General features: G+C 60.6%; 21 protein-coding genes and 1 pseudogene. 13 read left to right on the top strand and 9 right to left on the bottom strand.

Features of this window, described 5'->3' with window-relative positions; translation table 11 throughout:
- Window positions 1–3 precede the first annotated feature (3 nt).
- The 3 genes and pseudogenes from CHH27_RS25555 to CHH27_RS25545 form a co-directional block, all read right to left on the bottom strand.
- Window positions 4–243 carry a DUF4170 domain-containing protein gene (locus tag CHH27_RS25555; protein WP_094074109.1) on the bottom strand — a complete coding sequence of 80 codons (240 nt, stop codon included), beginning with the start codon at window positions 241–243 and terminating at the stop codon, window positions 4–6.
- A 35-nt stretch (window positions 244–278) separates the two neighbouring features.
- Window positions 279–1,097 carry a 3'(2'),5'-bisphosphate nucleotidase CysQ gene (locus CHH27_RS25550; RefSeq protein WP_094074108.1) on the bottom strand — a complete coding sequence of 273 codons (819 nt, stop codon included), beginning with the start codon at window positions 1,095–1,097 and terminating at the stop codon, window positions 279–281.
- Window positions 1,084–2,426, bottom strand: a pseudogene (locus tag CHH27_RS25545) (TldD/PmbA family protein). The gene CHH27_RS25550 and the pseudogene CHH27_RS25545 overlap by 14 nt, the downstream one beginning before the upstream one ends.
- A 458-nt stretch (window positions 2,427–2,884) precedes the next feature.
- Here CHH27_RS25545 and CHH27_RS25540 point away from each other — a divergent pair.
- Window positions 2,885–3,475, top strand: coding sequence for a DUF6101 family protein (locus CHH27_RS25540; RefSeq protein ID WP_208988373.1), 591 nt, complete (start codon window positions 2,885–2,887; stop codon window positions 3,473–3,475).
- Between the two features lie 61 nt (window positions 3,476–3,536).
- Here CHH27_RS25540 and ubiA read toward each other — a convergent pair whose 3' ends face one another.
- Window positions 3,537–4,481, bottom strand: coding sequence for a 4-hydroxybenzoate octaprenyltransferase (gene ubiA, locus CHH27_RS25535; protein ID WP_247646161.1), 945 nt, complete (start codon window positions 4,479–4,481; stop codon window positions 3,537–3,539).
- A gap of 343 nt (window positions 4,482–4,824) precedes the next feature.
- Here ubiA and CHH27_RS25530 point away from each other — a divergent pair, with 343 nt between their 5' ends.
- The 7 genes from CHH27_RS25530 to CHH27_RS25500 all read left to right on the top strand — a co-directional run bounded on the left by CHH27_RS25530 (window position 4,825) and on the right by CHH27_RS25500 (window position 13,746).
- The gene (locus tag CHH27_RS25530; RefSeq protein ID WP_208988372.1) at window positions 4,825–5,433 is read left to right on the top strand and encodes a hypothetical protein; all 609 of its coding nucleotides are present in this window, start codon (window positions 4,825–4,827) and stop codon (window positions 5,431–5,433) included.
- A gap of 114 nt (window positions 5,434–5,547) precedes the next feature.
- Window positions 5,548–6,828, top strand: a complete 1,281-nt coding sequence (gene purD, locus CHH27_RS25525) for a phosphoribosylamine--glycine ligase (RefSeq protein WP_094074105.1) — start codon at window positions 5,548–5,550, stop codon at window positions 6,826–6,828.
- 87 nt (window positions 6,829–6,915) lie between these two features.
- On the top strand, window positions 6,916–7,821 hold the full coding sequence (locus tag CHH27_RS25520) for an alpha/beta fold hydrolase (RefSeq protein WP_094074104.1): 906 nt from the start codon (window positions 6,916–6,918) through the stop codon (window positions 7,819–7,821).
- A gap of 269 nt (window positions 7,822–8,090) precedes the next feature.
- Window positions 8,091–11,270, top strand: a complete 3,180-nt coding sequence (locus CHH27_RS25515; RefSeq protein WP_094074103.1) for a bifunctional diguanylate cyclase/phosphodiesterase — start codon at window positions 8,091–8,093, stop codon at window positions 11,268–11,270.
- Between the two features lie 128 nt (window positions 11,271–11,398).
- Window positions 11,399–12,250 (top strand): patatin-like phospholipase family protein, encoded by an 852-nt coding sequence (locus CHH27_RS25510; RefSeq protein ID WP_094074102.1) that lies wholly within the window; start codon window positions 11,399–11,401, stop codon window positions 12,248–12,250.
- Window positions 12,251–12,419: 169 nt separating this feature from the next.
- Entirely contained in the window at window positions 12,420–12,704 is a 285-nt protein-coding gene (locus tag CHH27_RS25505) for a hypothetical protein (RefSeq protein WP_208988371.1), read from the top strand.
- A gap of 241 nt (window positions 12,705–12,945) precedes the next feature.
- Window positions 12,946–13,746, top strand: a complete 801-nt coding sequence (locus CHH27_RS25500) for an MBL fold metallo-hydrolase (protein WP_094074101.1) — start codon at window positions 12,946–12,948, stop codon at window positions 13,744–13,746.
- A gap of 7 nt (window positions 13,747–13,753) precedes the next feature.
- Here the strand turns inward: CHH27_RS25500 and rsmD are convergent, their stop codons facing one another.
- Together rsmD and CHH27_RS25490 are read right to left on the bottom strand one after the other, a co-directional pair.
- Window positions 13,754–14,311 carry a 16S rRNA (guanine(966)-N(2))-methyltransferase RsmD gene (rsmD, locus tag CHH27_RS25495; protein WP_094074100.1) on the bottom strand — a complete coding sequence of 186 codons (558 nt, stop codon included), beginning with the start codon at window positions 14,309–14,311 and terminating at the stop codon, window positions 13,754–13,756.
- Window positions 14,308–15,717 carry a pseudouridine synthase gene (locus CHH27_RS25490; protein WP_094074099.1) on the bottom strand — a complete coding sequence of 470 codons (1,410 nt, stop codon included), beginning with the start codon at window positions 15,715–15,717 and terminating at the stop codon, window positions 14,308–14,310. Before CHH27_RS25490 ends, rsmD begins: the two co-directional genes overlap by 4 nt.
- 170 nt (window positions 15,718–15,887) lie before the next feature.
- Between CHH27_RS25490 and CHH27_RS25485 the strand changes: the two genes are divergently transcribed.
- Both CHH27_RS25485 and CHH27_RS25480 read left to right on the top strand, forming a co-directional pair.
- Window positions 15,888–16,355, top strand: coding sequence for a nucleoside deaminase (locus CHH27_RS25485; protein ID WP_094074098.1), 468 nt, complete (start codon window positions 15,888–15,890; stop codon window positions 16,353–16,355).
- A 141-nt stretch (window positions 16,356–16,496) separates the two neighbouring features.
- Complete coding sequence (locus tag CHH27_RS25480; RefSeq protein WP_094074097.1) at window positions 16,497–17,681, top strand: porin; 1,185 nt, start codon at window positions 16,497–16,499, stop codon at window positions 17,679–17,681.
- A gap of 107 nt (window positions 17,682–17,788) precedes the next feature.
- Here the strand turns inward: CHH27_RS25480 and CHH27_RS25475 are convergent, their stop codons facing one another.
- On the bottom strand, window positions 17,789–18,673 hold the full coding sequence (locus CHH27_RS25475) for an alpha/beta hydrolase (RefSeq protein WP_094074096.1): 885 nt from the start codon (window positions 18,671–18,673) through the stop codon (window positions 17,789–17,791).
- A 65-nt stretch (window positions 18,674–18,738) separates the two neighbouring features.
- The gene (mutL, locus tag CHH27_RS25470) at window positions 18,739–20,622 is read right to left on the bottom strand and encodes a DNA mismatch repair endonuclease MutL (protein ID WP_094074095.1); all 1,884 of its coding nucleotides are present in this window, start codon (window positions 20,620–20,622) and stop codon (window positions 18,739–18,741) included.
- A 164-nt stretch (window positions 20,623–20,786) separates the two neighbouring features.
- On the opposite strand from mutL, the gene CHH27_RS25465 reads away from it, so the two are divergent.
- Window positions 20,787–21,662 carry a TIGR01459 family HAD-type hydrolase gene (locus CHH27_RS25465; RefSeq protein WP_094074094.1) on the top strand — a complete coding sequence of 292 codons (876 nt, stop codon included), beginning with the start codon at window positions 20,787–20,789 and terminating at the stop codon, window positions 21,660–21,662.
- Between the two features lie 15 nt (window positions 21,663–21,677).
- Here CHH27_RS25465 and CHH27_RS25460 read toward each other — a convergent pair whose 3' ends face one another.
- Complete coding sequence (locus CHH27_RS25460; RefSeq protein ID WP_198338297.1) at window positions 21,678–22,250, bottom strand: TetR/AcrR family transcriptional regulator; 573 nt, start codon at window positions 22,248–22,250, stop codon at window positions 21,678–21,680.
- A gap of 223 nt (window positions 22,251–22,473) precedes the next feature.
- Here CHH27_RS25460 and CHH27_RS25455 point away from each other — a divergent pair, with 223 nt between their 5' ends.
- Together CHH27_RS25455 and CHH27_RS25450 are read left to right on the top strand one after the other, a co-directional pair.
- Complete coding sequence (locus CHH27_RS25455; protein WP_094074092.1) at window positions 22,474–23,847, top strand: efflux RND transporter periplasmic adaptor subunit; 1,374 nt, start codon at window positions 22,474–22,476, stop codon at window positions 23,845–23,847.
- A complete protein-coding gene (locus tag CHH27_RS25450; RefSeq protein ID WP_094074091.1) occupies window positions 23,844–26,966 on the top strand; it encodes an efflux RND transporter permease subunit in 3,123 nt (1,040 codons plus the stop codon). Before CHH27_RS25455 ends, CHH27_RS25450 begins: the two co-directional genes overlap by 4 nt.
- The last annotated feature ends 19 nt before the right edge of the window (window positions 26,967–26,985 follow it).

Here is a 26,985-nt window from a genome sequence, read left to right as displayed (position 1 = left end):
GCTTCAGTCGGCCGTTTCCGGGTCGAGCAGACGGTGCATGTGAACGATGAAATAGCGCATGTGAGCGTTGTCGACCGTGGCCTGGGCCTTTGCCTTCCAGGCAACATAGGCTTCGGCATAATTGGGATAGATGCCGACGATATCCAGCTCGTCCAGATCGCGGAAAGTCAGCCCTTCCGGCGATTCCAGTTCGCCGCCAAACACCAGATGCAACAGCTGTTTCGGGGTGTCGGTCTCGCTCATGAGTTTCCTCTTACATTGTCACTCTGACAGGCCTGTCAGCCAATCGCGCTGCGCAGCGCCGCGCGCGCGGCATCAATCAGCGCGTCCGGTGCCGCGATCAGGCCGGGGTGTCCGGTCTTGGGGCGGTTATAAGTCAGAAGCCGGCCTTTGACATCCGTCAGTTTTCCGCCTGCTTCCTGCACCAAAAGATCGGCCGCTGCAAGGTCCCAATCGCTTGGCCCGCCACGCGCAGTTCCGATATCCACGCGGCCGGCCGCAACCGTCACCAGCCGATAGGCGAGCGATCTGAGAATATCCGTTCCGACAAACCCGGCGGCAATGACGTCGCTGTTCGCGACGATGGAATGCGGTCCGGTCAGGGTCGCACCGGACACGGAGCGCCGGCTGGACACGCTCATCCGCGTGCCGTTGAGAAAGGCGCCCCCACCTGCACGGGCCAGAAACATTTCATCGCGCACCGGACAATAGACCGCTCCGGCAACCGGCCTGCCACTGTCAACCACCGCGATGGACACCGTCCATTCGTCCCCACCGGCCAGAAACGCGCGGGTGCCATCGATTGGATCGACAATGAAAACGCGTGTGTGATCGAGCCGAGACCGGTCATCCGCCGTTTCCTCCGACAGCCAGCCATAGCCAAGCCGCGCACCCCGAAGGTCTTCAGCCAGGAGCTTGTCAACGGCAAGATCAGCTTCCGAGACGGGCGACATGCCCGGCTTGCCCTTGAACCAGGTCTCCGGATTCTTGCCAAAAAAGGTCAGAGCAAGTTCACCCGCCCGGCGTGCGGCCGTCTCCAGCAGGAGGAGATCCGCCTCCGCCGAGGCGCCGTCCGGCCCCGTGTCAGCTTCCGGCAAGAGCCATTCCTTCGATCATCACGGACGGAGCCGCCGCTGAGTAGCGGTTGTCCAGATCGCTGCCCGGGATCAGCCGGGCAAACATGTCCGTCAGGTTGCCTGCAATGGTGATTTCGCTGACCGGTTCGACGATCTTGCCGTTTTCGAACCAGAAGCCAGATGCCCCCGGGAATAGTCACCGGTGATGCCGTTGACACCGTGCCCGATCAGGTCAGTGACCAGAAGCCCCTCGCCGGCATCGCCCATCAGCTCTTCCAGCGACTTATCGCCCGGCATCAATGTGATGTTGGTCGGTCCCGGAGACGTGCCGCTGCCACTTCGATGGGCACGGCCATTCGGGGTCAGGCCAAGTTCGCGCGCAGAAGCGCCATCCAGGAACCAGTGTTTCAGGACGCCATCCTCGATGACATTGAGCACGTCTGCCCGCGTCCCCTCACCATCGAAGGGCCGCGTTGCGGCGCCGCGCCGCTTGAACGGATCGTCGACGATCTGAATGCCTGGTGCAAAGACGGCCTCATTCATCCTGTCTTTCAGGAAGCTGGTCTTGCGCGCGATTGCAGCGCCGTTGATAGCACCGGTCAGGTGGCCAAGCAGGCTGCGGGCTGCCCGGGATTCATAAATGACGTTGGTGGTGCGGGTGGACAGCTTTTGCGGGTTCAGGCGTCGAACGGCCCGTTCGCCGGCCCGGCGGCCGATCTCCGCCGGAGCTTCCAGGTCTTCAAAGAAAGTGCGGCTGTCAAAATCGTAATCCCGCTCCATGGAAGTGCCCTCGCCGGCCACAGCTGTCATGGACATGCCATAGCGCGACGACATGTAGGCCCCTTCAAAGCCGTGACTGGTTGCCAGTACAACACCGGCAAGCCGCCAGGACGCACCGGCGCCGCCCGACTTGCTGACACCTTCAACGGCCAGTCCGGCCTCTTCCGTTGCCAATGCGATCTCCGCCAGGCGGTCGGCGGCCAGTTCGGTCTTGTCCAACAGCTCCAGGGCCGGAAAGTCCCTGACCAGCAATTCCGGATCGGCCAACCCTGCATAGGGATCTTCCGGAGCGACTTTTGCCATCGCCACCGCCCGTTCCGCCAGGCTCGCAGGATCATCAAGCCGGTTGGCGGAAACGGCAGCCGTGCGCTTGCCGACAAATACGCGCAGGGTAACGTCGTCACCTTCGGCCCGCTCGGTTTCCTCAATCTTGCCTTCCCTGACATCGACGGAGAGCGATACGCCTGTAACCGCAATTGCGTCGCAGGCGTCCGCTCCGGCCTTTCTGGCCGCATCGACAAGCCGCGCCGCGCGAGATTGCAATTCGCTCTGGTCAATCAGATCCGACATGGTGTTCGCTCATCCGTCTGCTGGGTTGGCGTCAATTTGGTCAGGCTGTTGTTTACGCTCAGCCGGGCCGAGCCGCAACCGCCGGGCAGATTTGCCAACAATGAAGTGCCGTCCGTCCCGGTCAGGGACACCGGAATTCACGTATCCACCGGGACATGGGTCTGGAACGGACAAACGGCAAGAGGTTGCAACGCTGCAATGCGGACCGGAAATTTCGCAGCGACTTCCGCGAGATAGAAAACAATGCATTCACTGAGAAAAGCACGCAATGATTGCATTCACGCTCCGTCGCCGCAGACCTGAACGAGACGTTACCGCTGTCGTTACAATCCGGTAACCCTCTTAGAAATCAGACTTTTTTAACTCTGTCTCTTAAGCGGATCACGACATTTTTTCGCTAGGTTAGAGCCCATCGAGAGACCAGAAAGGTCCGACCAAAAGGTCCGGTGGAGAGTCATTTGAGACGTCAAACAGAAATGCAGGAAACGGCGGCAATCGGGACGAGTGCTTCAGAAGCACCTCAGCCCGGTTGCCTTCCGGCAAGGTTCGAGCAGCGACTTGAATCGCGCCCCGGAACCCCCTCCCTGCCCGCAGAAATCTTTCTTGACCGCGACCGGGCGGTCATCAAGCGCCGGGTCGCCGGCGTCCCGGTTACCGTCGTCGTGCCTGCCCAGGGATTTGACGGCGTCATGGTACGCATCGTTCCCGGTGCTGCGCCGGGCGAAATCGTCGCCGCCCTGATCCTGAAGCATCCCGACAGCGCCCTGTCGATCACGCTTGCAGAGACAGAGCATTCCGACGATCTCGCCGTACTTTGGAGCCGGTGGGCGCAGACCTTCAACCTGCCGATGCTGGTTTGTGACCTGGGTGGCAAGGTCAAACCAATTGAAGCCTTCAGCGCCGTTCCGGCAGCCCTGCCCGCTCCGCGCCGCAAGTTGCGGCTGCTGACGGGCCGCCGTCCGCGCTTCTTGAACCGGCGCGCGCCCGGTCGCCTTTCCGGCGCACCGGCCGTCCATGCCAACGAACGGGAAATCATCGCGCGCTCGTGAAACTTGGCGCCTGTGAGTTCTTCCACAGACAGGAGGCTTCGCTCAGCGAAGCCTTTTTCCTTTAAAGCCAGCCAATCAGGGCATCAGCCACGAATCCGCCAAAGAGGATCCAGCCATAGGTGCCGTTGGAGCGGAACAGCTTCAGGCACTGGTCGCCGTCATCAATGTCCAGGACCAGGATCTGCCACCCCAGATGCACGACGCCGGCCAGGATGCCGAAAAAGGCCGCGGGACCGGCATCGGCAAAGACGGCGGCCAGTCCGAACAGGACTGTCGCGGCGCTGTAGAGCAGGACCAGCGCCAGTTTGGTATGACCACCGAACAGGCGCGCCGTCGATTTTACCCCGACAAGGGCGTCGTCTTCCTTGTCCTGATGCGCATAGATCGTGTCATAGCCGATGGTCCAGCAGATACCGCCGAGATACAGCAAGACGGGTGCCACACCAAGCGAACCGAAGGTCGCCGACCAACCCATCAGCGCGCCCCAGGAGAAGGCGAAACCAAGAAAAAGCTGGGGCCAGTTGGTGATGCGCTTCATGAAAGGATAGATCGCCACCGGCACCAGGGAAACTATTCCGAGCCAGATCGAGAAGCTGTTGAACTGGAGGAGCACCAGAAGACCCAGAAGCGCCTGGGCGATCAGAAACACCTTCGCCTGGGTCTTGCTGACCTGGCCGGCCGGAATCGGCCGAGAACGGGTACGCTCCACCTTGGCATCGATGTCAACGTCGACGAGATCGTTATAGGTGCACCCCGCCCCGCGCATGGCAACAGCGCCGACAAAGAACAGAACCAGGTGCCAGGGATTGGGCCAGCCATTGCCGGCAGCAATGGCTGCCAGCGCCGCCGACCACCAGCAGGGCCACAACAGCAGCCACCAGCCGATCGGACGCTCCCAGCGCGCCAGCCGGGCATAGGGGCGAAAGGCCGGCGGCAGCCTGGTGTCGACCCAGTGTCGCTTGACGGCATCAGCTACTGGACCGGTGTCCTTGGTCGTGAAGATCATCGTTCTGTCCATCTGGATTGGCCGGGACGGCGTACTGTTCGCCGGTTCCTGCCCCTGCAGTTCTACCGATAATTCAGATGAAATTCACCCCGCAACAGGTCATAGTGCCGCTGTCGAGGGGCATTGTTGATGGGACCGGGCGCAAATGTCCTGGCCCTGTTCGGAACCGGAGAATACTGTGAGCTTCAGCGCAGACCACGCAAAACATCTTTTCCTTACGCTCATCCTTTGCCTTTCCACCGTTCCTGCTGGCGCCTTCGCCCAGCAGCCCCCTCCACCACCACGTCCGGGTGATGACAATCGACCACCCCGCCCCGGAGGTGGCAAGGAGGTCAACGAAAGCGTGATCGAATCCTCCGGCTCGCAAAAAATCCTCGGCGAGGTCTGGGTCGACAACTGGTTCAAGCTGTATGTCAACGGGGCGCCGCTCCTGGAAGACAGCACGCCATACAAGACCGAGCGATCCTTCAACGCCGAACGGTTCGAGTTCAATGCCGACCTGCCGATGACGCTTGCCTTCGAATTTCGGGATTTCATGGAGAACGACACAGGCCTTGAATACATTGGCACGCGGCGCCAGCAAATGGGGGATGGCGGTGCGATCGCCCAGTTCAAGGAGACCACGAGCGGCAAGGTCCTGGCTGTCACCGGGTCCGACTGGCGTTGCCTGACAGTCCAGAAGGCACCGGCTGATGCCGCTTGTGCAAGAGAACGCAATCCGGATGTCTCGCAGGCCGTTTGTGCAGAAACCCGTGTCTCGGTTCCGGACACCTGGACGGCGCCTGATTTCGACGACAACTCCTGGCCGAAGGCAACCGTGCACAGCGCCCGAGACGTTGGTCCCAAGGACGGTTACGACCGGATTGACTGGGACCGCTCGGCAGAGCTGATCTGGGGCCCTGATCTGAAAGAGGACAACATCCTTTATTGCCGGGTGATCGTCGGCGGGTGAAGCAATCCGGGCGTTGGAAATTTCCGACGCCCGTGCTAGACCCCGCCCGAAGCTGGACTGCGGCCTGCAGATCCCGCGTTTCCGCGTCAACCTGCTCGAAGAGGCAGCTCCTTCATGAAACTCCTCCTGATCGGATCCGGCGGCCGCGAACATGCGCTGGCCTGGGCCCTGGCGAAATCTCCCAAACTCACCAAGCTCTACGCCGCGCCGGGCAATGCCGGGATTGCCGACGTCGCGGACCTTGTCGAACTGGACATTTCGGATCATCAGGCCGTGATCGGATTTTGCCGGGACAACGCGGTTGACCTGGTTGTCGTCGGACCCGAGGCGCCGCTTGTGGCAGGACTTGTTGACGACCTTGACGCTGCCGGCATCAAGGCATTCGGCCCGACACGGGCAGCTGCACAGCTGGAGGGGTCCAAGGCCTTCACCAAGGGTGTCTGCGACGAAGCGAATATCCCGACCGCAGCTTATGGCCGGTTTGACGCGGCAGAAGACGCCCTGGCCTATGTGCGCAAACAGGGCGCTCCGATCGTGGTCAAGGCGGACGGCCTTGCCGCCGGCAAGGGCGTTGTCGTGGCAATGACCCTGGAAGAGGCCGAGGACGCGGTGAAGGCCTGCTTTGAAGGCTCTTTTGGTGCGGCCGGTGCGGAAGTCGTCATCGAGGAATTCCTGGAAGGCGAGGAAGCCAGTTTCTTTGTGCTTTCCGACGGCACCAACGCCCTGCCGCTCGCAACCGCGCAGGACCACAAGCGGGCGTATGACGGTGATGAAGGCCCGAACACGGGCGGCATGGGGGCTTATTCACCAGCGCCTGTCCTGACTGACGCGCTTGTTTCTGAGGTGCTGAAGACCATCATCGAACCGACGATCGCCACGCTTGCCGCACGAGGAACGCCATTCAAGGGTGTTCTTTACGCAGGATTGATGATCACGGCGGCTGGTCCCAAGCTGATCGAATACAATACCCGGTTCGGCGATCCGGAATGCCAGGTGATGATGATGCGTCTTGAAAGCGATCTGCTGGATCTGGTGCTGGCCAGCGTCGACGGCACGCTCGATCGCGCACATGCAAGCTGGAAAAAGGACGTTGCTCTCACCGTTGTGCTGGCAGCGAACGGCTATCCGGGAAGCTATGAAAAGGGCACGGAAATCAAAGGGGTGACGGCCCCTTCCGGAGATGCGCAGGTCGCGGTGTTTCACGCGGGCACCAAACGGGACCAAGATCGGCTGTTGGCAAATGGCGGCCGCGTCCTGAACGTGACCGCCCTTGGCGCAAGCGTCGGTGAGGCGCGCGATCAGGCCTATCGCGCGGTTGAGAGCATCTCGTGGCCCGAGGGCTTCTGCCGCTCGGACATAGGCTGGCGCGCCATTGCACGCGAAAACGAAGCCTGACGCTCCTGCGCCAAGTTCACAATATGCACTTGGCAGACGGCAAAAACCGCAGTTAGTCTTTCTCCGCAACGGGTTGGGGAGAGAGATTTGAGGAACAACTTGCCGGACCTGTTCCCGGGCTTCGACAGTCTCACCGTCGAAGTCGAGGACGAATGGCTGTTTTGCCGGACCGGCGGGTCCGGCCCTCCCCTGTTGTTGTTGCACGGCTATCCCCAGTCCCATGTGTGCTGGCACAAGATTGCGCCGCGCCTTGCAGAGCATTTCACGGTTGTTGCGGCCGATCTTCCAGGTTACGGCCAATCCTCGGTGCCGCCGCTCTCGGATGACCACGCGGCCTATTCGAAACGCAGCATGGCCACCGCCCTGGCAGAAATGATGCGCATCCTCGGACACGAGCGTTTTTTGCTGGCTGGACATGACCGCGGCGGACGCGTCGCCTACCGGATGGCTCTGGATCATCCCGGCCTGGTCCAGCGCATCGCTGTGCTCGATATCCTGCCGACCAGCGCCTATTGGGACAGGATGGACCGGCAGTTTGGCCTGAAGATCTATCACTGGATGTTCCTGGCCCAACCTGCCCCGTTTCCCGACAAGATGATTGCCGCCTCGCCGATACCGTTTCTGGAACATACGCTGCGAAGCTGGACCGCCGGGAAGGACCTGACGTGTTTCACGTCCGACGCCATGACGCATAACAGGGCCTGGTTCTGCGATCCCGACCGGATTGCGGCGACCTGCGAAGATTACAGGGCCGGTGCCCATATCGATGACGCACATGATCGGATGTCACTGGACCTCGGCCACCAGATCGAGGTGCCAACATTGGTGCTTTGGGGAGACAAAGGCATTGCGAACAGCGTCGAATCTCCACTCGACGTCTGGCGGACCTGGAGCCCGGACGCAGAAGGCCTTGCCTTGCCCTCCGGTCATTTTCTTCCGGAAGAAGCCCCGGAAGAAACATTCGAGGCGCTTTATCGCTTTTTTGGAAATTAACACCCAGAATAATACTTCTTTACTCATCTCAGTTCCGCCATCCGAAAATGGGATTACCAAGCGTCCTGCACAAATTTTGGGACGAAAGACGCTTCTATTCTTAATAAGATTTAAGAAAGCCATTCAATACAATTTAACCATTCAACACTATTGAGAAAATTGGCGGTACTCGTTTGCGTAAAACACGAAAGCCCGGTGGCTCATAAACCAGCGGACGTTTCCTGCCGGATGGGTTCAGCGACTGCTGGCCGGGGGAACGGGTGCAACGCGTGGCAAAGCAAGGGTCAAGGCAACGGGAAGACTGGCGAGAAGGCAGACAGAAGCCGCGCGACTTCAACGCGGCGCTCGACCGGTTGCTCGACAGATGGTGTGGTGACGAAACACGGTTTGAGAAACCGCTGCGTGCGGTTTTTCTGGCGTTTCTTGGCCTGACCGTTGCCGTACTCACCCTGCAAAACATCATTTCGGAATACAGAAGTCTGCAGGAACCGCAGGATGCCGCACTGCAGACCGCCGAGAGGCTGTTATGGCATCAACGCGAACTCGGCTCTGAAGTTCTGGACCAGGCCGTTGCCGCCGTAAGCGCCAATGAAGACCTTCTGACCGCCATCCGCACAAAAGACCAGAACCAGATCAAGCAGGTCGCCGACCGGGTGTTTGTGCGCAAGGCTGCCGATCTCAACATCGCCGAGCTTGCCATTTATGCGGCAGACCAGGAACTGGTCTACAAAGCAAGCGGACACTCGGAAGCGGCATCGCTGCAGGAAGACATTCCGGCCGATCTCGCAGCCGGCCCGCTCCACCAGTCGAACACGATCGAGCTGGGCCCCAAAAACGAATTTGTTGTCAGCGTGCTCCGCCCCTGGATCGCAGACGGAATGCTGATCGGGTACCTGAAACTTGCCATCAACATCGAACAGTCGCTTGCCCTTGCCAGTTCCGCAGTCAATGCCCAGATCGTAAAACTGTGTGAAATCACAAGTGCAGACGGATCCGGCGAACCCAAGATCGTCTACCGCGCCCTTGGCGACTATTCCTCAGGCGGCCTTGATCTCGATGCGGCACTGTCGGGACGGAAAAACACGGCCACGCTCAACCGTTTCCTGATCCAGGACGGCAGCGTTTTCATGGTCCGCAATCTGCCGATCCCGGTTGTCAGCGATACGCATGATGTCCACCTCATCCTGGTCAAGGACATCACTGGCAACGTCTGGACCTTCCTTGAAGGAACCGTCCTGTCCCTCATGGCAGGGATTGGACTGGCGCTTGTCGCCTGGGCCGTCGTGTTCCGACTTTTGTCCCGACTTCAGTCTTCTGTCCATAGAACCCGTCTACGCCTGGAAGCGGAGGTTCTGGACAATACCCGCAAGCTTGAGGAAAGCGCCTTGCAGCTGACCGAGGCCCAGCACATCGCCAATGTCGGCAGCTGGGTGCGTGACCTGTCGACCAATCAGATCAGGGGATCGGAGGAATTCTTCCGCATCATGGGGATCCGTCCCGATCTGCCCGCGGTCGAGATCCAGAAGCATATTTTCTCCCGCATCCCGAGCCATGAACATCACGCCGCGATGGGAGTCGTTCGCAATGCGATCGAGGCCTGTGGTGAGTTCGAGGTCGAACACACGCTCATTCAGGAAGACGGCAGCCACAAGTACCTGCACCTGCGCGGTTATGTTCCCGCCGGCGCGGACGGCAAGGCGTCCAAGGTAGTGGGCATCGTGCATGACATCACTGACCGCCGTCAGGCCGAACAGCGCAATCATCTGCTGGCGAGCATTCTGGAATCGTCGCTTAACGAGATCTACATCCTGGATGCCAGCACCTTTCACATCGAGCACGCCAACCAGTGCGCGCTCAGCAATCTCGGTTACACGCTCGAAGAACTGAAGAGCCACCGCATCTGGGACATCGATCCGATCTATGACCTGGAAACGGTGCGCAGCCACATGACCCCTCTCCTCAATGGCGTCGAGGTCAGCCTTTCGGTGGAAAGCATGCACCGGCGCAAGGACGGCACCGAGTATCCGGTCGACCTGAGGGTCCAGATGATCAAGGACCGGGACCGTGATCTGATCGTGGCCATCGCCAACGATGTTTCCGAACGGGTGCAGCGTGAAAACGAGACCCGGGAAGCCAAGGTCCGGGCGGAACGCCTTGCCTATTTCGACCCGCTCACCAAACTGTCCAATCGCGCAGGCTGCCAGCGCGATGCCAAGATGCGGTTTGAAAGCGAAGACAAACCGGCGTTTCTCGTCCATGTCGACATGGATGGCTTCAAGCGCGTCAACGACACGCTTGGCCACCAGGCGGGCGACCATTGCCTGGAAGAGACCGGCCGGCGGCTTCGAGAAGTCTGCCGGGGCCTGGGCACCGCCTATCGCTGGGGCGGTGATGAATTCGTGATCCTTGCCGAGGACGGCGTTGCCGATCCAAACGAGTTGTGCGAGCGCGCCCGGCGGCTGATGCGCCAGCCCATGGACTACAACGGCAACCGGTTCTGGCCAACGGTCAGCATGGGGATCGCTCTTTGTCCCGATGACGGTGCGGATTTCGACACGCTTCTGGTCAACGCGGATCTGGCGCTCTACCAATCGAAAGCCAACGGCAAGGACCGCTACACGTTCTTCAAGCCCGACATGCGCGCCGACAGCGAGGCGGAAGCCAGGATCGAGCGCGAGCTGAAAGAAGCCGTCACCAATGACGAATTCTTCCTGGTCTTTCAGCCCCAGGTCAATCTGCGGTCCCAGGCAGTGACCGGGGTCGAGGCACTGATACGCTGGCAACATCCCGAACGCGGCACCGTTTCACCGGGCGAATTCCTGCCTGTGGTCGAGAAATGCGGCCTGGCACCGATCGTCGGTGAAATCGTGATCGACAAGGCCCTTGCCGCTGCACGTGCCTGGCTCGACAGCGGGCTGAATTTCGGCCGGGTCTCCATCAACATTTCGCCGGCACACCTGGCCTCCGGAAAGCTGCTGGACCATTTCAGGGCGGGCATGGAGAAATATGACATCGGGCCGGAGAAGATCACTGCCGAGGTTCTGGAATCGGTCTTCCTGAACGACACGAGATCCGGACACCTGTCGATCCTGAAGACCCTTTACGACCTTGGTGTCCATGTCGAACTTGACGATTTCGGTACAGGTTATGCGTCCCTCTCCCATGTAACCGATTTGCCGATCAACGGCCTTAAGGTCGACCGGTCCTTCACCAAGCAGATGCTGAGCGATCAGAAGAAGGAAATCGTGGTCAACCAGCTGGTTCACCTGGCGCGTTCGCTGAATATCGGCGTTGTCTGCGAAGGCGTGGAGACCGAAGCGCAATATGACCGGCTGCGCATGATGGGCGATTTCTCGATCCAGGGTTACCTGATCGCCCGGCCAATGCCTTTTGATCAGGCAACCGACTGGATGTCTGAATCTGCTGACGACCTGTATTTCGTGGTCTGACGTCAAGCCAATCGCGAGACGCAAATTTGCTTCTGGCCCGGTCCTTGAAGTTTTTTTCCACTCAGCCTTGGAATAGAAGACGCGGCCCCTTAAATAAAGTGAACAGTGTTCACCAAGGGAAACGCGACATGCTCACCTCCTCCCCTTCTCCTCGCATCGGTCTTGCTCTTGGCGGCGGCGGCGCCCGTGGGCTCGCCCATATCCCGGTTCTGGAGGCCTTTGACGATCTCGGCCTGAGACCGGCGCGCATCGCCGGCACGTCCATCGGCGCCATCATGGGAGCGGTCTATGGCAATGGGCACAGCGGTGAGGAAATCCGCGACATAACAAGAGCCCTGTTTGCAGACCGAAACAGCGTTCTGTCCCGCCTCTGGCAACTCCGGCCGAAGCGCTTCAGCGACGTCTTCCGGTCCACGCCGGTCCAGTTCGACCCGCAGCGTGTCCTGGACGTGTTCATCGGCGACTATCTGTCGGAACGGTTCGAAGACATAGATATTCCACTGCGCATGCATGCCACGGACTTTTATGGCTGTGAGGAAGTTGTCTTCGACAGCGGACCGATTCTTCCAGCTCTCGCCGCTTCCATTGCAATGCCTGCAGTTTTCCGTCCGGTGCAGCACCAGGGCCGCTTCCTGGTCGATGGCGGCATCGTCAATCCACTGCCCTTTGACGGCCTGCGCGCGGATTGTGACATCGTGATCGCGGTTGATGTGGTCGGCGCACCTGTCCCCAGGGACGACAAGGATGACGTTGCCATTCTGGACTCGCTTTTTGGCTCGTCGCAGATCCTGATGCAGACGATCACCAAGCAAAAACTCAAGATGGAACAACCGGATATTCTGATTCATCCGCCGCATGACCCGATCCGGGTGCTGGATTTCATGAAAGCGGAGAGCATTCTCGCGCGGGCGGAGTCCCTGAGAGCAGTAACACGGGAACATCTGACAAAACTGACAAAAGAGTCAATGGAAGTTACTTGAAAGCAACATCCGCACAATTCACCAGATAAACCGTATTTATTGGGTCAAACTTCGCTTTTAATAAAACATTAAGAAAACTCCCAAATAATTTTCTTAAGTTATTTGGAGAAAAGCGATGCGGCCTGCCGGTTCAACAGATTTGGAAACATGCCCCGTTTCGGACGATTTGTTGAGGCGTTTGCTGTCCACAACGGTCAACGCCGTTGCCGAACTCGGCAGTCAGTTGCCAGAGCACCAGCGTGCGGCGCTCGCGGTCTACTGTTACCGCCGCGCTCATTTCCGCCGCCTGGGTCTGGCGCTCGCAGGTCTTTGCAGCCGGCACGCGCTCATCACGGAAGCCGGGCATGCAGGTGATCTGATCCACCGGCAGGCAGCCAACGGCCTGCCGTCCGAACTGGACAAGGATATTCGTCACAAGGGGAGCAAGGCCTCAGTCAGCCTCCACGTCATTTGAACCTCCAATCCGGGGCTGGTCCTTCCTCCCACCCGCCCCCACCTCTGGCAACCGCCTTCGCAGGATCTGCGCAAGCCGGTTGCCTTTTCTTTTGGCAAATCACAAACATGTTCGGCTTCGAGCTTGCCTGCGCCCCGCAGGCCCCTACCCTTATTCCAAAGGTTCCGGACACGGGTGGCGCATGATGGCTTCGTTGTTTTCCGCTTTTCTTGGGCTGGTTTGGCTCCGGCTTCGTATCGGTATGACCGTTGGCTCGGCAGCCCTCTCACTGCTAGCTGCAACGCTGGTCCCGGCCCATGCGATTTGCCAGCTGGTCGCCAAGGCTCCCTATATTCAAGCACCTGCCGGGGAAGCCCGCGTCTGGAAAGCTTCCATTGCGGAGGGGAACGTCCAGATCCGGTATATCGGACATTCAACCTTTGAACTCGAGACGCCCAAGGGCGTGCGGATCGCAACGGATTACAACGACATCCATCGCCCGTTCCTGCCGCCAACCGTTGTGACCATGAACGGTGCACACAGCACACACTATTCCCTGAACCCGGATCCGAATATCGAACATCTGCTTTATGGCTGGAACCCGAAAGGCGGCCCCATGGATCACGACCTGACGGTCGGTGACGTGCGGATCCGCAACATCCAGACCAACATTCGGGGCTGGGACGGCGAAAACCGGCGCCTGGGAAATTCCATCTTCATCTTTGAAGTTGCGGATTTATGCATGGCCCATCTCGGCCACCTGCATCACCGGCTGACAAAGGAAGATCTCACACGGCTCGGTCAGATCGATGTGGTGTTCGCAGCCATCGACAATTCCTCGACCTTGCGGCTCGACAGCCTGATGGATGTGCTGGCCAATATCGGTCCGGCCATGATCATCCCGATGCATTTCCATTTCGCAGGTGCGCTGCCGGCCTTCACGAAGCGGTCCGAGGAAGCGGGATACGACATTGTGCAAGCCCCGGCGTCATCGGTCACCGTCAGCCGTTCGACCCTGCCCGCCAAGACAACTGTTTACATCATGATGCCCGGCGGCGCCTGACCCCGGTTCAGCCCATATAGCGGAGGAACAGCACCTGGCTGTCACCGGCCTGACGCCGGTCGAGGAGTTCAAAACCGTCGGGCTGGTCTATGTCGGCAGAAGACCTTTCTTCCAGAACACAGACAGCTCCGGGTTTGAGCCAGCCGCCCGCGCCCGCGGAGACAAGCGCTTTTTCACCGAGCCCCTTGTCATAGGGCGGATCGGCAAAAACGATATCAAAGGGTGCGATGGTGCCTGTTGCGCCGAGACGGGTGGCATCCCGTCGAAAGATTTTCGCCGCGCCGTTCAGGCCGAGCGTTTCCATGTTGCGGCGGATCACGCCGCGTGCTTCCGCACCTTCTTCAATGAATGTGCAATGGTTCGCACCACGGCTGATCGCCTCAAAACCGAGCGCGCCCGTACCGGCGAAGAGGTCCAGAACCCGGGCACCGTCCAGATCCGTCTCAAGGCCGTGCGCCAGAATGTTGAAAATGGTTTCGCGAAGACGATCGCTGGTTGGCCGGGTGCCCTGGGACCTTGGCGCTGCCAGCGCCGTGCCCTTGAAGCGCCCGGCAACGATCCTCACGAACGGTCTCCACCGTCACGCGGGCCGCGACCACCCTTGGGTGGGCCGTTCCGATCACGTTTGTCGCGCCCGGTGCGTGTCTCCTGCTGCTTGTCATCGACAAGCCCGTCCTCGCTCCAGATCCGGCGCGGGGGCGGCGTCCGCTGTTCCTCACCAAAATCCTTGCGCGGCCTCGGCTCGGACGTCATGCGAAATCGGGAACGCGGCGAGACCTTTTCCTGGCGCGGACCGCTGTTCTTGCGAGGGCCTTGCGAAGGTCCCTTGCTCCGGTCCTGCTTGCGTTCGGAGCGCTCGGCCTTGGCTGCCTTGCGCCGGTCGGTTTCGCTCTGGCCTTCCCGCGCGGTCAGCCACTTGCCCTGTGTCCCTTCGCGGCGCTCACCGGCCCGGCCGCCACGCTTGGCGCCGCCGGATTTCTTCTCCGGCTCCTGCTTCGGCGTATGAAAGATCGGGGCATCGAAATCCGCTCCGGCCTCTTCGGCAAGGGTTTCACCCAACTGGTCACGCAGCACCCGGCCGCGGATCTCGCGGACATCGTTTTCCGGCAGGTCCATCAACTGGAAAGGCCCATAGGAGAGCCGGATCAGGCGGTTTACCGCCAGGCCCAGATGCTCCAGCACCCGCTTGACTTCGCGGTTCTTGCCTTCGCGCAGGCCGACCGTCATCCAGACATTGTCGCCCTGTTCCTTGTCGAGGGTGGCCTCGATGGCCCCGTAGAGCACACCATCAATGGCAACCCCATCCTTCAGGCCATCGAGATCCGCCTGGGTCACCTTGCCGAAGGCGCGCACGCGGTAGCGGCGCAGCCAGCCTGTTGCAGGCAGTTCCAGAACGCGGGCGAGGCCGCCGTCATTGGTCAGAAGAAGCAGGCCTTCGGTGTTGATGTCGAGCCGGCCGACGGTCAGCACGCGCGGCAGGTCGTCCGGCAAGCGGTCGAACACGGTCGGACGGCCTTCCGGGTCCTTGTTGGTGGTCACCAGGCCACGGGGCTTGTGATAGAGCCACAGGCGCGTGCGCTCACGCATCGGCAGCGGCTCGCCGTCGACCAGAACCTTGTCCTCAGCCGTCACGGTCACGGCCGGTGTGGTCAACAGCTTGCCATTCAGCTGGACGCGGCCGTTCTCGATCCAGGTTTCGGCCTCACGGCGGGAGCAAAGCCCTGCCCGTGCCATCACCTTGGCAATACGCTCACCGCGTTCGTCAGTGCCTTCCTGAGCCCGCACAGCCGCGGGCTTCGGTCCGGAGGTTTTCGGCCCCGGCTTCTTGAAACCCGTCTTCCTGGGACCGGACTTCCTGTCGTCTGCGTTATAGGCGGCACCTGAAGCGGGCCGGCGCTTGCCCGGAGCACGCTTGTCGCGTCCCGGACCGTTGCCGCGGCCGGAGCGTTCTGAAGATTTTCTTGTCGTCATGCGCGCGTCATAGCAGAGCTTGGGCCGTTCGGGAATCGCTTGTTTTCACCATTTTTGCATGGGTCCTCTTCGGAGACCGCATGCCTCGTGGTTTCCGGGGGCTGACGATTGGCTGAAATACGGCTAAGAAGACGGCACAACTCCTTGAAACCGCGGCTTTCTTCTCGCCAATGAGCATATCTGCACCTGACCATCACAAGACCTCCTACATGGACCTTGCTCTGGAAGAAGCCGAAAGGGCTGCGGAGCGCGGAGAGGTTCCGGTTGGTGCGGTTCTGGTCCGGGATGGCGTTGTTCTTGCGCGAGACGGCAATCGAACGCTTGAGCTCAACGACCCGACCGCGCATGCGGAAATCCAGGTCATTCGGGCCGCGTGTTCAATGCGCGGGTCTCAGCGACTTCCCGACTGCGACCTCTATGTAACCCTGGAACCCTGCCCGATGTGCGCAGCGGCAATCTCCTTCGCCCGCATCCGGCGGCTTTACTTCGGAGCCGGAGACGAAAAGGGCGGCGCGGTCGAAAACGGGACGCGTTTTTTCAGCCAGCCGACGTGTCATCATGCACCGGACGTCTATTCGGGCATCGGCGAAAATCGCGCAGCAAGATTGCTCAAGGCCTTTTTCCAGTCGCGTCGTTAAGCAGTTAGCGCGTTGCACTGAGGCAACACCTACAACCAAAATCACTCCGGGGCGCCTGGAAAGGGATCCTGTTAAAAGTTTCTGTCACTTCCGGACGCGATACTTGTCGCTAGGGAAATTCTGCTTCTCACGGAGTGTCACATGAAACGTTTTGCTGTTTTTGGGACCATTGCCGGCCTGATGGCCGCTGCCAGTCCGGCTCAGGCCGCCGACCTGCCGGTCGCGCCGGAGCCGATCGACTATGTCCGGATTTGTGACGCCTACGGCGCCCGTTTCTACTACATCCCGGGCACTGAAACCTGCTTGCGTGTCGGCGGCCGTGTCCGCTTCGACGCAAGGTTCCGAAATTTCGGCAAGGCCGAAAATGCCTGGGGCGACCGCGACACGGATGGCTTGCAGTTGCGGTCCCGCGGCTACCTCTATCTCGATGCCCGCACGGCAACCGAATTCGGAACGCTGCGGTCGTTTATCGAACTTTACGGCACGGTGACCGGCGCAACGACCTCCTTCACGCTGGACAAGGCCTATATTCAGTGGGGTGGGTTGCTTGCTGGGCGAAGCGGCTCGAATTTCGATTTCTTCACCGGTTATTCCTTCAACGCACAGATCGAGAGCTACAGCGACCGGAAGACCAACCAGGCCGCTTACACCTTTGCGTTTGGCAACGGCTTCAATGCAACACTTGCCGTAGAAGACCAATCGGGCCGGGAGACCAGTCTCGGCCTGAACGGCGGAACGGTCGGCTACGGCGGCACGCGCATGCCGGACTTTGTCGCGGCCTTTGGCCTGACGCAGGGCTGGGGTTCGGCACAGGTCATGGGGGCCATCCATCAGGTCTACCCGAACGCCACCTATAACGGCGTCACCGGGGGCAGTGAAGATGAACTCGGCTGGGCCTTGGGCGGTGGCGTCCAAGTCAAATTCGGCGGTCTTGCCAATGGCGGCAGCGTGGCTCTGCAGGCCGTTTATACGGATGGCGCCAGCGGTTACGGCTCGACCGGCTGGAACAGCCGGATCACCGATGCCGTCTGGGACGGCAACAGCACCGAAACCACAAGGACCCTGAACATTTTCGGTGGTCTCAATCTCGGCGTCACCGACACGATCGACGTCAACGTGGAAGGCGGTTATCACAATGTGGATGGTGGCACGAGCGCTTACGACTTTACCCAGTGGGATGCATCGGCGAACGTGGTCTGGGAACCCGTTTCAGGCTTTATCATGGGCCCCGAAGTTCAGTACCGCAATCTGGACTTCAGCCGCGCCTCCGGCCTGAGCGACACTTATGAGCTTTATGGCACGTTCCGCATGCAACGGACTTTCTGAGCCTTTCCAACAGCCAGTCTGATGCGACGAATCGAAAAACCCCGGATCGTCGATCCGGGGTTTTTCCGTGGCGCGTTTCCGATGGAAGGCGTCATTTGACTGAGCGATCAGGTGCCCCTGTCGAGGCCTTCCCAGACCGAGCGCACCTTGTCCCAGAGCCCTCTGGTCCAAAGGTCTCCATGACCACCACCCTCCACGATCACCAGCTCTTTCGGGTTCTCTGCAAATTCGAACAGCCTTCTGCCGTGCGCGACCGGAATGACCCGGTCTTCAGTACCATGCAGGATCAAAACGGGAGCCTCGATAGCACCGATCCGTTCACGCGTCGGCATCTGGTCCTTCATCAGGAAGGCGACAGGCAGCCAGGGATATTGTTCGGACGCTATATCGACGAGTGCGGTATAGGGCGCCTCGAGCACCAGAAGATCTGCCTCCGGCCTCTGAGCAGCTACGGCGGTCGCAACACCGGTGCCAAGGCTTTCACCATGCAGGACGATCGGCTGGCCGGTTTCCGCGGCCCGGTCAAAATGCTCCAGGGCGTCGGCAATCAATGCAGTTTCGGACGGGCTGCCTTCGGCGCCGGCATAACCGCGATAAGTTGGCGCATAAAGGCCGTAGCCGCTTTCCACGATTTGCTGGAATCGCTTCCAGCGGCCAGACAGATTGCCTGAATTGCCGTGCAGATAAAGGACGGTCGGCGCGCCTGCTTTTGTCGGCGCCACTCGCCAGACCGTGACTTTCGTGCCATCGGCCATCGTGGCCTGCTCGACCGCTATGCCTTCCAGCCCCTTTTCCCGGGGCGTCGACAGGTCTCCGGTCGGAACAAACACAAACCCGCGCTGATTGATGTACATGTAGCCTGCCGCCATGACATAGGCGATCGCAATGACGATGGCGACCTTGATCAGAAAACGCAGCGTCTTTCCGGAAAGGCTGGCTCCTTTGTCCAGGTCCGGGTCAGGTTGGGTCCGTCCGGTTCCAGCCTCGGCCATGAATGTCACTCCCCTGTCAGACTGTGTCCGATAGCTTTACCGTTTGCCTGCCGATCACACCGGCATTACTTGCGACCAAACAGTTTTTCAATGTCGCTCAGCTTCAGCTCCACCCATGTCGGCCGGCCATGATTGCACTGGCCCGACAACGGCGTTGCCTCCATGTCGCGCAGCAGCGCGTCCATTTCCTCAGGTCGCATGCGCCGGCCGGCCCGGACGGAGCCATGACAGGCCATCGTGGCGGCAACATGGTCAAGCTTTTCCTTCAGCCCATCCGCCGTATCCCATTCGGCAAGTTCATCGGCAAGATTCTGCACAAGGCCCTGAATGTCCATGTCGCCCAGGATGGCCGGCGTTTCCCGAACCGCAATCGCACCGGGGCCAAAGGCCTCCAGCGAGAGCCCTACCTTTTCAAGGTCCGGCGCGCGTTCGGCAAGCCGGGCAGCATCCTCTTCCGGAAGTTCGACTATTTCCGGGATCAGCAGGATCTGCCGGGCAACTTCCTTTTTCGCCAGGGCCTCCTTCAAACGTTCATAGACGAGCCGTTCATGGGCCGCATGCTGGTCAACGATCACCACTCCGTCGCCGGTCTGGGCGATGATGTAGGTCTCGTGGACCTGGGCCCGCGCCGCTCCGAGCGGCAACGCCGTCTTTTCGACTTCCACCGGTACGTCATGAGCACGTGCATCGGCAGACGGGACCGCAAATTCAGAAAATCGTTCCTGGTCCAGGGGGGCCTGCCGCGCCGCTTCGGCGAAACCGGCGACAGGTGCATCGACCGTTTCCAGGGGCCGGAACACATCCGGTGCCCAGCGCGGCTCGGCCGCCGTCCGGCTCTGGCCTGCAAATCCACCCTGGGGCGCATATCCGGCCGATGGTCCCGCGTAGTGAGCCGCTCCCGGCTGAGACCGGATCGCGTCGAGGGCGACAGCTGCATTCGAGGTGGAGGATCGGTGTCTGGACTGGACCAGCGCATGCTTGATCGCCCCGACCAGAAGGCCGCGCACCAGCTGGGCATCGCGGAAGCGCACATCCGCCTTGGCCGGGTGCACGTTGACATCCACCTGCGCCGGATCGAGATCGATGAACAGGACAACAACCGGATGCCGGTCGCGGGCCAGCACATCCGCATAGGCGCCCCGCAGACCGGACAGGAGCAGCTTGTCCTTCACCGGACGGCCATTGACGAAAAAGAACTGGTGCTGGGCATTGCCGCGGTGATGGGTGGGCAGTCCGGCAAATCCCGACAGGCGCACGCCTTCGCGTTCGGCGTCGATCTCCATCGCGTTGTCAACGAAGTCCTTGCCCAGGATCTGGGCGATGCGGGCCAGATGCGGGTCGCTGCCACGCGCGGCCGGCCAGCTCTGGGCCTGACGATCCGCACCCGACAGCGAGAAGCCGATTTCCGGATAGGCAAGTGCGATCCGCTTGACGATTTCGGTGATCGCCGCAGCTTCTGCACGGTCCGATTTCAGGAACTTCAGACGTGCGGGTGTTGCAAAAAACAGATCCCGCACCTCGACCTGCGTGCCCTTCGTCCGGGCCGCCGGGACCGGCGCTTGTTCCTTGCCGCCTTCAACGGCGATCGCCCAGGCATGGTCCTCGTCCTTGTGCCGGGTCTGGATCGCAAGGCGCGCGACAGAGCCGATGGAGGGCAGCGCCTCTCCGCGAAAGCCGAGCGTACGGATGTCGAACAGGTCGTCGTCAGAGATTTTCGATGTGCAATGCCGGCGGATCGCCAGCTGCAGGTCTTCCCGCCGCATACCGCTGCCGTCATCGGACACCCGCATCAGCGTCTTGCCACCGGCGGCCGTCACGATTTCAACTTGCGTTGCTCCGGCGTCGACGGCGTTTTCGACCAGCTCCTTGATAACGCTGGCCGGCCGCTCGATGACTTCCCCGGCCGCGATCTGGTTGATTATCTGTTCGCCAAGCTGTCTGACTGCCATGTCACTGCCTTAAGCCAAAGAGCCGTTACCGGTGCACTTTGGTATTTGATCTTCTTTGTGTCGCAGGTTTCGCACGTGGACTTGTTCCTATATGGTCCGCGCCGAGTTCATTGCGATTCTTCGCGCGCAGCTTATCAGACCCACCGTGATCCGAGTGCCCCGCCATGACTGTTTCTGCACCGCTTCTTGTTGACGGGCTCCACGCCCTTGCGCCGTCCTATAAGGGCATCCTGTGTGATGTCTGGGGCGTGTTGCACAATGGTGTATCGGCTTTTGACGGCGCACACAAAGCCCTGGCGCAATACCGAAAGGAAACAGGCGGCAAGGTGGTCCTGATCACCAACGCCCCGCGCCCTGCCAAGGAAGTCGGCGAAATGCTCTCCGACATGGGTGTCTCCAAAGATGCCTATGATGACATCGTCACCTCCGGCGATGTCACACGGGTCATCCTGGCGGCGGAAAGCGACAAGACCCTTCTGCACATCGGGCACAATCAGCATCAGCCGCTTTACGACGGCCTCAACGCCACCTTCACGGAAAACGACGATGAGGCCGAGCTGATCAGCTGCACCGGTCTGACCAATGACGAAGTCGAAACGCCGGACGATTACCGGGACCGCCTGCAGAAGCTGGTCGAGCGGAAGCTGACCATGATCTGCGCCAATCCGGACATCGTCGTGGAACGCGGCGACCGGTTGATCTGGTGCGCCGGGGCCCTTGCCCGTCTTTATGAAGATCTGGGTGGCGAAGTCGTCATCCTGGGCAAACCGCATGCACCGATTTACGATGCCGCCATGGAACGCCTGGCAAAGCTTGCGGGCGCGCCGGTGGCAAAGGAAGACGTGCTGGCAATCGGCGATGGCCTGCCGACGGACATCCGCGGTGCCGTCTCCCAGGACATCGACGTCCTGTTCATCACCGCCGGCATCCACGCTTCCGATTTCGGTCCGAGCGACGCGCCGGATGAACATCTCATCCGCCGTCGGCTCATTGAAGAGGGCTTGAGAGCCCGCGCAGCGCTGCCGCGGCTCTGGTGGTAACAGGCGTACGGGTCGTCAGCCGGGTTGCAGGCCCTGATGGCCCTGCAAGTAGGTTTCGACATAGTCGTTGAGATCCAGCCCGGGATGCCCGGGCCCAATCCCCAACTGGTTCAGAAATCCGACCATGGCCAGCGGTGCGATCAATTCGACCGCGAAGCGGATCGGATTGCCGGGCCGAATGCGGCCCTGCGCCTGATGATGCGCCAGGACACCGGCAACATTTTGCAGGTTCTCCATCAGTGCCGGTGTGGTGCCGGCCAGTTCCGGGTGCTGCGGCAATTGCGAGAACAACGTCAGTGCAAGTCCGCCATGGCGCTGGTAAGTGGCAAGATACGCTTCAACGATCGTCGACAGATCCGACGTCACATCCGCGCTCGGCGCCACTTGCCCGAAGGGGGCTTCCGCCAGCGCATCGATGATTGCAGCCTCCATCAGCGCCGCCTTTGACCCGAAGCGCCGGAACAGGGTGACTTCATTGATGCCGGCCCGGTCGGCAATCTGCCGGGTCGTGGTGCCGCCAAAGCCGCGCTCGCAGAACAATGCGATCGCCGCAGCATAAATATCTGCTGTGTCTACACTTTTTGGCACTTCCCCTCTCACCTGACCTGCAACGATTCCGGTAAGCGACCTAGAGCTAACCCGGACCACAGCCTGTTTGCAAGCAAACACTTGCAATCAAGTTCATGATCGCCTATTTGCAAGCATACACTTGCATTAGCCCGTTCATTAAGGTTGCCGCGAATTTGGCAAGGGCTTGCAGGAAATCGGATGAAGACCGCGTTAGGCTGTCGTGACAGCCAGGAGAGAAGACATGTCCGTGTTGCGCAAAGCCTTGATCCTGCCGCCCATCGCCCTTGGGGCCGCGGCGCTCTATGTGGCCGTCAGCGGCAAGGAAGCCCCCAAAAGACTTGATATCGGGGAAACGGCGACCGTGGTTCGCGTGGTCTCCGTCTCCCCTCAGACCTTCGTGCCCCGCGTGATCGGCTACGGAACCGTGGAACCTGCGCGCACACTCGATGCGATTGCCCAGGTTGCCGGCAGGGTCATTTACATCAACCCGAGTTTCAAACGCGGCGATTTCATGGCGGCAGGCGACGTGCTCATCAAGCTGTCGCCGGAAGACTATGAGCTCGAGATCGCCGAAGCGGAGACCGATATCGCCAGCGCTGATGTTGATCTTGAGGAACTTGCGGTGACGCTGGAGACCCAGAAGAAGTCGCTGGAAATCTCCAAGGCCGTTCTGGACCTGGAGGAACGCGAACTCACCCGGCTGAAAACGCTTCTGGAGCGCAAGGTCACCTCGGAACAACAGGTTGAAAACCAGGAAGCCGTCGTGCTGCAGCAACGCTCCGACGTGCAGGACCTCGAGAACGAAATCGCGCTCAATCCCGTCAAGCAAAAGGCCCTGGAACAGGCCAAACGCAAGAATGAGGTTCGCCTTGAAACAGCGAAACTGAACCTGGCCCGCACCACGATCAAAGCGCCCTTTCCTGCCCGCGTCTCCGAGGTTTCTGTCGAGATCGACCAATATGTCGGCGCGGGAACCTCCATTGGCTCCCTGGACGGCATCGAGGCTGCGGATATCGATGTCCAGATCGCGCCGGCGAACATGTCCGGCTTCGCCAATCTTGCCTTTCCAGGGCAACTGGACACGGAAGAAGGTGTCCGACACGCGCGCCAGTCGCTGGACAGGCTGTCGGCAAGGGTCAAGGTCGGTTCGGTTGGCGACGCTGCCACCTGGCAGGCACGGGTCAAACGGGTCAGCGATACGGTCGATCCCGACACCAGATCCGTCGGCCTGATTGTCACCGTCGACAAGCCCTATGACACGCTCCGGCCAGGCGTACGGCCACCTTTGGTCAAGGGCATGTTCACGGAGGTTGAGCTGTCCGCGCCGGCCGTGGAGGACAAAACCATTCTGCCACGCAGTGCCGTTCTGGACGGCAAGGTCATGACGGTGACGAAGGACAACCGGCTTGAACTGAAAGATGTCGACATTGCCTACCGGTTTGATGACATCGTGCTTCTCAAGCAGCCGCTTGCCGACGGAACGCGCGTGATCGTCAGCGATGTCTCGCCCGTGATCGACGGCATGCTTTTAAAACCGGTCGAGGACAAAAGCGTGCAGACCCGGCTGGAAGCAGCCACGGGTCTGGCAGCCTCACCGGGTGAGGTGCAGCAATGATCCGCTACTTCGCCAAGCACCCGACGGCCGCCAACCTCCTGATGGCCGGCCTGATCATCCTCGGCCTGTTGAACGTGCCGAACCTCCTGATGGAAACCTTTCCGCAGATCCCGATCAAGGAAATCACCGTCAATGTAGCCTATCCGGGCGCCACGTCGGCTGATGTGGAGCGCACTGTCTGCCGGCGGATCGAAGATGCGCTGGATGGCATTGAAAATATTGACGAACTGACCTGCGACAGCCGGGAAAACCTGGCACTTGCCACAGTCCGGATCGTTGAAGGCAAGGACATCGACCAGCTGATGCTGGATGTGGATCGGGAGATCAACGCAATCTCTGACTTTCCCGATGGGGTCGAAGACCCGATCCTTGAGAAGAAGGGCCGGCTGAGCGACGCGGTCTCCGTTGTCATCACCGGGATTGAAGACAAACCTCAGCTGAAGAACTACGCCGAAGACGTCAAGGAGCGGATGCTGCAATTCGGCGGCATTCCGCAGGTAGAGGTGTCCGGCTTCTCTGACCGTCAGTTCCGGATCGAAGTGCGCGATGCCGCGGCCCGCGAGCTCGGACTGACGCTCTCCAAAATTGCCGATACCCTGTCGCGGCAGAACATCAACGCCCCATCCGGTGAAATCACCACATCCGGCGGTTCCATCCTGCTGCGGTTTGCAGACGAGCGCCTTGCCGCCGACGCCTATGCCTCCGTAATCGTCGCCTCTTCCGCACAGGGCGGGCAGATCAAGCTGGGCGATATCGCCACCATCACCGATCTCTTTGAAGATGAAGAGGTCGAGACCCGTCTGAACGGCCGGCTGGCGGCCGTGCTGGATATCTCCATGACACGCAGCGACGACCTCATCCAGGTGGTCGACCGCGTCAGGGCCTTTGCAGAGGAAGAAGAAGCCCGCGCAGCACCCGGCGTGACGCTGACCGTCATCAATGACGGCTCGATTGCGTTGAAGGACCGGCTCTGGATGCTGGTCAGCAATTCCGGTCAGGGCCTCGCACTTGTCGTGGCCGCCATGTGGATCTTCTTTGGTGGCCGCCAAGCCTTCTGGATCGGCATGGGGCTGCCGGTTTCCTTTCTGGGAGCCCTGGCGATCATGTCCCTCCTCGGCCTGACCATCAACATGCTGTCAATGGTCGCGCTCCTGATCGTGGTCGGCATCATGATGGACGATGCCATCGTGATTTCGGAAAATATCGCCACCAAGCGTCATCAGGGCCTGAATGCCCTTGAGGCCGCCGTTCAAGGCACGCTGCAGGTGGCGCCCGGCGTCTTTTCCTCGTTCCTCACGACCGCCGCCATCTTCGGTGCACTTGCCTTCATCAGCGGCGATCTGGGCGATCTCCTGAGGGTCATTCCGATTGTCATGCTGCTGGTGCTGATCATCTCGCTGATCGAGGCCTTCCTGATCCTGCCGAACCACCTGTCACATGCGGCGAAAGACAGGCCGAACCTTGTGACCCGCAAGGCTGAGGCCGGTGTCTCCTGGCTCCGGGAGCATGTCGTCGGCCCGTGCGCCACATGGTCCGTGCGCAACCGCTATTTCACGGTCGGGATCTCTATCATGCTGTTCCTGTCGACACTGGCACTGGTTGCCGGCGGCCTGGTGAAGTTTCAGGCCTTTCCGAATGTGGAAGGCGACCAGATCGAAGCGCGGATCGAATTGCCGGCAAGCGCGACGCTGCAAGACACGCGTCTGGTTGTCGCCGAGGCGGTCGCGGCTCTGGAGCGCATGGATGCGGCCCTGTCGCCACGCAATCCGGAAGGCGTATCGCTCCTGAACAACGTGCTGGTTCGCTTCAATGAAAACACGGATGCCGGCACGAATGGCGCCCATCTGGCAACGATCAATGTCGATCTGCTGGAAGGTGCAAAGCGGGATGCCGGCAACCAGGAGATCCTTAGCGGCTGGCGGCAGGAAATGTCACCGACCCTCGATGTCCGCCGGATCATCCTCGCCGAATCCAGCATCGGTCCTGCGGGCCGTGCGATCGAGTTGCGCCTGGCACATTCCGACCCGGCTGTTCTGGACAAGGCGTCCGCCGACCTGCAGACGTGGCTGAACGGCTATGAGGGTGTTTACAACATTTCCGACGACCTCAGCCTCGGCAAACCGGAACTCGCCCTCTCCCTGAAGGACGGCGCCGGCGCGGTCGGTCTCGATGCCAAGGAAATCGCCGACCAGCTGAAAGGGGCCTATAACGGCATCACAGCCGACGAAGTCCAGGTCGGGTCCGAAAGTTTCGAGGTTGACGTCCGCCTTGATGGCGTCGATCGCAACAGCCTCGGTGACCTGGAACTGTTCACCATCGAGACGCCTTCGGGCCACCGGGTCCCTCTCGGAACCGTTGCCAATGTCCTGTCTGACCGGAGCTACACGCGGATCAACCGGATTGACCGTGTTCCGACCGTGACGATCACCGGGGACGTGCTCCTCGGCATTGCCAATGCCAACGAAGTTGTCAGCGACACGCAGACCCGTTTCCTGCCGGAGTTGCTTGACCGCTATCCCGGCCTGGCCGCCTCGACGGAGGGCCAGAATGCGGAAGGCGCCAAGACCCAGGCCTCCATGGCAGCCGCGCTCGGTACCGGCCTGATTTTCGTCTTCATCCTGCTCAGTTTCCAGTTTCGCAGCTATACAGAGCCGGTCGTCGTCATGGTCCTGATCCCGTTTGCCCTGATCGGAGCAGTCTGGGGCCATCTCCTTCTGGGCATCGACTTTGCGCTGCCGAGCATGCTGGGCTTCATTTCGCTGGCCGGGATCGTGGTCAACGATTCCATCCTTCTGGTTCAGTTCATCAAGGATGAACACGCCCCGGACATGGAAAATGTCGCCGACATCGCACCGCTCGGCGCCAAGGCCCGGTTCCGCGCGATCCTCCTGACCTCGGTGACAACCATTGCCGGCATGTTGCCGCTGCTGTTCGAAACCAGCCCGCAGGCCCAGGTGCTGGTTCCGCTGGTGACGTCGATCTCCTTCGGTCTGATCGGCACCACCTTGATGATCGTGTTCGTGGTTCCGGCCTTCTACACCATCCTTGACGATTTCGGCCTGACGTCACTGGCGGCAGAGCGGCGGGCAAACCGGGAGGCCGTCGCGGAGGCGGGGTGAACCAAGTGGTGGCATCCCG

This window comes from Labrenzia sp. VG12 (assembly GCF_002237595.1).
Lineage (GTDB): Bacteria > Pseudomonadota > Alphaproteobacteria > Rhizobiales > Stappiaceae > Roseibium.
The sequence above is the reverse complement of the archived record's forward strand: the minus strand, read 5'-3'. Positions and strand labels throughout refer to the sequence as shown.

What these genes read in the sequence shown, in the direction of transcription:
- CHH27_RS25555 (WP_094074109.1), bottom strand. Translation starts at nt 243, where the DNA reads ATGAGCGAGACCGACACCCCGAAACAGCTGTTGCATCTGGTGTTTGGC.
- ubiA (WP_247646161.1), bottom strand. Translation starts at nt 4,481, where the DNA reads ATGATCTTCACGACCAAGGACACCGGTCCAGTAGCTGATGCCGTCAAG.
- purD (WP_094074105.1), top strand. Translation starts at nt 5,548, where the DNA reads ATGAAACTCCTCCTGATCGGATCCGGCGGCCGCGAACATGCGCTGGCC.
- CHH27_RS25510 (WP_094074102.1), top strand. Translation starts at nt 11,399, where the DNA reads ATGCTCACCTCCTCCCCTTCTCCTCGCATCGGTCTTGCTCTTGGCGGC.
- CHH27_RS25500 (WP_094074101.1), top strand. Translation starts at nt 12,946, where the DNA reads ATGACCGTTGGCTCGGCAGCCCTCTCACTGCTAGCTGCAACGCTGGTC.
- CHH27_RS25490 (WP_094074099.1), bottom strand. Translation starts at nt 15,717, where the DNA reads ATGACGACAAGAAAATCTTCAGAACGCTCCGGCCGCGGCAACGGTCCG.
- CHH27_RS25485 (WP_094074098.1), top strand. Translation starts at nt 15,888, where the DNA reads ATGAGCATATCTGCACCTGACCATCACAAGACCTCCTACATGGACCTT.
- CHH27_RS25480 (WP_094074097.1), top strand. Translation starts at nt 16,497, where the DNA reads ATGAAACGTTTTGCTGTTTTTGGGACCATTGCCGGCCTGATGGCCGCT.
- CHH27_RS25475 (WP_094074096.1), bottom strand. Translation starts at nt 18,673, where the DNA reads ATGGCCGAGGCTGGAACCGGACGGACCCAACCTGACCCGGACCTGGAC.
- mutL (WP_094074095.1), bottom strand. Translation starts at nt 20,622, where the DNA reads ATGGCAGTCAGACAGCTTGGCGAACAGATAATCAACCAGATCGCGGCC.
- CHH27_RS25465 (WP_094074094.1), top strand. Translation starts at nt 20,787, where the DNA reads ATGACTGTTTCTGCACCGCTTCTTGTTGACGGGCTCCACGCCCTTGCG.
- CHH27_RS25455 (WP_094074092.1), top strand. Translation starts at nt 22,474, where the DNA reads ATGTCCGTGTTGCGCAAAGCCTTGATCCTGCCGCCCATCGCCCTTGGG.
- CHH27_RS25450 (WP_094074091.1), top strand. Translation starts at nt 23,844, where the DNA reads ATGATCCGCTACTTCGCCAAGCACCCGACGGCCGCCAACCTCCTGATG.